The sequence below is a fragment of the Rhodococcus sp. NPDC059234 genome (genome assembly GCF_042754225.1).
Taxonomy (GTDB): Bacteria; Actinomycetota; Actinomycetes; order Mycobacteriales; family Mycobacteriaceae; genus Rhodococcus_G.
This window is the reverse complement of sequence record NZ_JBHZAH010000206.1, coordinates 1-3,663: the sequence shown is the minus strand read 5'-3', so window position 1 is coordinate 3,663 and position 3,663 is coordinate 1. Positions and strand designations below refer to the sequence as shown.

Below are 3,663 nucleotides of genomic sequence, written 5' to 3'. Positions count from 1 at the left end.
CCCGAGGGTCTCCGCGGCGTGCAGCCCGGACAGCCAACCGCCGCGCTTGCCGATGGGGGTGCGAACTGCCTCGACGATTACTGGTGTGCCCACGGTGAACTGCCTCTCGGAGAAGAACTCAAACTAGAACTTGTTCTTCATATCAGGCATGGTCGCCGAATTGCTAAGATTCGCAAGTAGTATTCTGGGTGTGGAATGATCCGGGTACAGCCCGGTGTCGTGGGCGATCGGTTCCGGCAGAAACGACAGGAGGTGCCATGGTCGCGAACTCGCGCCAACCGCTCTATCGGATGAAGGCGGACTTCTTCAAGACTCTGGGGCACCCGGCTCGCATCCGGGTCTTGGAGTTGCTGAGCGAGCGTGATCACGCCGTCTCGGAGATGCTGCCCGAGGTCGGGATCGAACCGGCGAACCTGTCCCAGCAGCTGTCGATCCTGCGCCGGGCCGGACTGGTCACGGCCCGGCGTGAAGGACTGTCGGTCATCTATGCGCTGACCTCGCCGAAGGTCGCGGATCTGTTGACGGTCGCCCGGGCGATCCTCACCGGCGTTGTCGCGGGCCAGGCCGAGCTGCTCGAAGATCTACCGGAGTCCGCCGCACTGGCCGGCGACTCGGCCGGCTGACCGATCGAGGTTGGGTGGGGGCATCCATGCCGCCGATTGATTGCAGAATTTCTTAAATACATACCTTGCATGAACGGACGACGAGGGTGACTGACGAGGACAACGACGACGCGCGTGGACCGGCCGGCGGCGCGCAGCTGCGGCTACCGGCGGTCACCGTCGCGGTGGTCACGGTGGGAGCGGCTCGCAGCAACCATGACCGGACGGCGCCGAACCGCTCACCGTGGACCGCGATGGAGCGGTACGCAGGCCTGATTCGCAGCCACACGCCGATTCGTGTGTTGCGACTCCCTACGACCACCGGTGACGCGCAGCTCGTTGCGACGCGGATCTGCGGAACCGCACCTCGCGTGTCGGCCGCGTTCGTGACAGGGCTCTGCGCCCGGGAGTCCTCCCAGGTCAAGGGCGAAGTGGCCGCACGGGGAGGGCCGTTGGTTCTCACCGAACTCGATGCGGTCACGGCCGGGTTGGCGGCGACGACGATCTCCGTTCTCCGTCGGTGCGGTACCGCGCCTCGTTCGGGGAGGGTTGTGGTCAACGGTCCCGAGCACGCACCCCTGCTCGGCCCGACGTTGATGAAGTCTGGGATCGGGCAGATCGCCAACTGGCACCGCGGAGACGCACACGCCTTCCCCCTGCGGCGATTGATGGAGCAAAACGACGTTCTGATCGACCTCGCCGGAGCCGCCGCCGACACCGACGCCCCCGGCCGCACCGTGCACTACCCGGCGGACCCGTACGAGGTGGGGCAGTTGATCGTGCCGGGCCTGATCAGCGCCCTGTGTGGGCACGAGGCGAACGTGCTGACCGCCGAGGTACTCGCCGCCGCGGCGCGGGCGCTGGCGCTGACCACGCCGGCCGGGCAGGCATTGCCCGGCCCGGACGAGGGTCTCGTCACCCGCGCGATCGCCCGCGAGGTCGGCCGTGTCTTCGCCCATCTCACCGACCGCAGCCAGCAGCCGTAGCGGCGTTGCAGGGCCTCACCCACCCGCATTCACGACTTTCGCAAGGAGAACACCGTGACCACACCCGCAACCGGCATCGGGGCCGCCCAGACACTGCACGAGGAGATCGTGTCCTGGGTCGCCGAGGTCGCCGACCTCACCTGCCCCGACGCCGTTGTGTGGTGTGACGGTTCCGCCGGCGAATGGGATCGCCTGACCACACAACTGGTCGACAAGGGAACCTTCGTCCGACTCGACGGCAAACCGAACTCCTTCTGGTGCGCCTCCGACCCGGAAGACGTGGCGCGAGTTGAGGATCGGACGTTCATCTGCTCCCGCTTCGAAGCGGACGCCGGGCCGACAAACAACTGGATGAACCCCGTCGACATGAAGACGGTGATGACCGAGCACTACCGCGGTGCGATGTCGGGTCGCACGATGTATGTCGTCGCGTTCTGCATGGGCCCACTCGACGCGGTCGAACCGAGGTTCGGCATCCAGATCACCGATTCGGAGTATGTCGCTGTCTCCATGCAGATCATGACCCGCTCCGGAGCATCGGTGTGGGACAAGCTCACTGCTGGAACCGAATTCGTCAAGTGCCTGCACTCTGTCGGGGCACCGCTCTACCCGGGCCAGGCGGACTCCACCTGGCCTTGCGATCACACCAAGTACATCTCCCACTTCCCGGAAGAGCGGATGATCTGGAGCTACGGCTCCGGTTACGGCGGCAATGCCCTGCTCGGAAAGAAGTGCTACTCGCTGCGCATCGCGTCGAAGATGGCCAAGGACGAGGGCTGGCTGGCCGAGCACATGCTCATACTCAAGCTCACCTCCCCCGAGAAGAAGACGCACTACATCGCGGCGGCGTTCCCGTCATCGTGCGGCAAGACGAACCTCGCGATGCTCGAGCCCACCCTCGACGGGTGGACCGCCGAAACCGTCGGCGACGACATCGCGTGGATGCGCTTCGGGGAGGACGGGCGCCTGTATGCGGTGAACCCCGAATCCGGGTTCTTCGGTGTCGCCCCCGGCACCGGCGTCCACACGAACCCGCACGCGATGGCTACCATCGAGCAGGGAAATTCGATCTTCACCAATGTTGCGCTCACAGATGACGGCGACGTCTGGTGGGAGGGGATGACCGACACGCCGCCGGCACACCTGACCGACTGGCTGCGGAGGGACTGGACCCCGAACTCGGGTGAGCGGGCGGCGCACCCGAACTCGCGGTACTGCACCCCGATCGCGCAGTGCCCCACCGTCGCCCCCGAGTGGAACGACCCCGCTGGCGTGCCGATCTCGGCGATCTTCTTCGGGGGGCGCCGCGCCACGACCGTGCCCCTGGTGGCCGAGTCGCTGAGTTGGCAGCACGGGGTGTTCCTCGCCTCGACCCTGTCCTCGGAGACCACCGCCGCCGCTACGGGCGCAGTCGGAGTCGTGCGCCGAGACCCGATGGCGATGCTGCCGTTCCTGGGCTACCACGTCGGAGACTACTTCGCGCACTGGCTCGACATCGGAGCGAACGCGGATCCGGCCACGCTGCCGAAGATCTTCTACGTCAACTGGTTCCGCCGCGACGAGGACGACGCGTTCCTCTGGCCGGGCTTCGGGGAGAACTCCCGCATCCTCAAATGGGCCCTGCAGCGAATCGACGGCCAGGTCGGCGCCGAGGAAACCCCGATCGGGAACGTGCCCACCATCGAGGATCTCGACCTGACCGGCCTGAAGTTCGATCACACCAAGATCGTTGCCGCGCTGAAGGTCACCGCGGCCGAGTGGATCGCCGAAACTCGGCTGATCGACGAGTGGTACGCCACTATCGGCGGCAACACCCTGCCCGACGTCCTGCGTGAGGAACTCGGCGCCCTCAAGCTCAGGCTCAGCGCTCCTTCTCTCACCGATGCACTCCCGGGCAAACCCGCGACCACGCGAGACGGCGACTTCCGCCGCGTCCGGGTCCGCACCCGCCACCGCGAAGTCTGACGGCCGCGGCACAGGCCCCACGATCCAGGCACAGAGCGCATCACGTCGATCTACCCGCGCTCCGTGCCTTCCCGGGCCCGGCACGAGGAGAGGGATCGCCCTTCTCGTGC

3 protein-coding genes are annotated in these 3,663 nt (G+C 66.6%); all 3 read left to right on the top strand.

Translation table 11 applies throughout. The features are described from left to right. Positions 1 to 257: 257 nt before the first annotated feature. The 3 genes from ACFXGJ_RS24175 (at position 258) to ACFXGJ_RS24165 (ending at position 3,553) form a co-directional block, all read left to right on the top strand. The gene (locus tag ACFXGJ_RS24175; RefSeq protein ID WP_378625798.1) at positions 258 to 623 is read left to right on the top strand and encodes an ArsR/SmtB family transcription factor; all 366 of its coding nucleotides are present in this window, start codon (positions 258 to 260) and stop codon (positions 621 to 623) included. Positions 624 to 709: 86 nt separating this feature from the next. After that, positions 710 to 1,588, top strand: a complete 879-nt coding sequence (locus tag ACFXGJ_RS24170) for a hypothetical protein (RefSeq protein WP_378625797.1) — start codon at positions 710 to 712, stop codon at positions 1,586 to 1,588. A gap of 54 nt (positions 1,589 to 1,642) precedes the next feature. Continuing rightward, positions 1,643 to 3,553, top strand: a complete 1,911-nt coding sequence (locus ACFXGJ_RS24165; protein ID WP_378625796.1) for a phosphoenolpyruvate carboxykinase (GTP) — start codon at positions 1,643 to 1,645, stop codon at positions 3,551 to 3,553. The last annotated feature ends 110 nt before the right edge of the window (positions 3,554 to 3,663 follow it).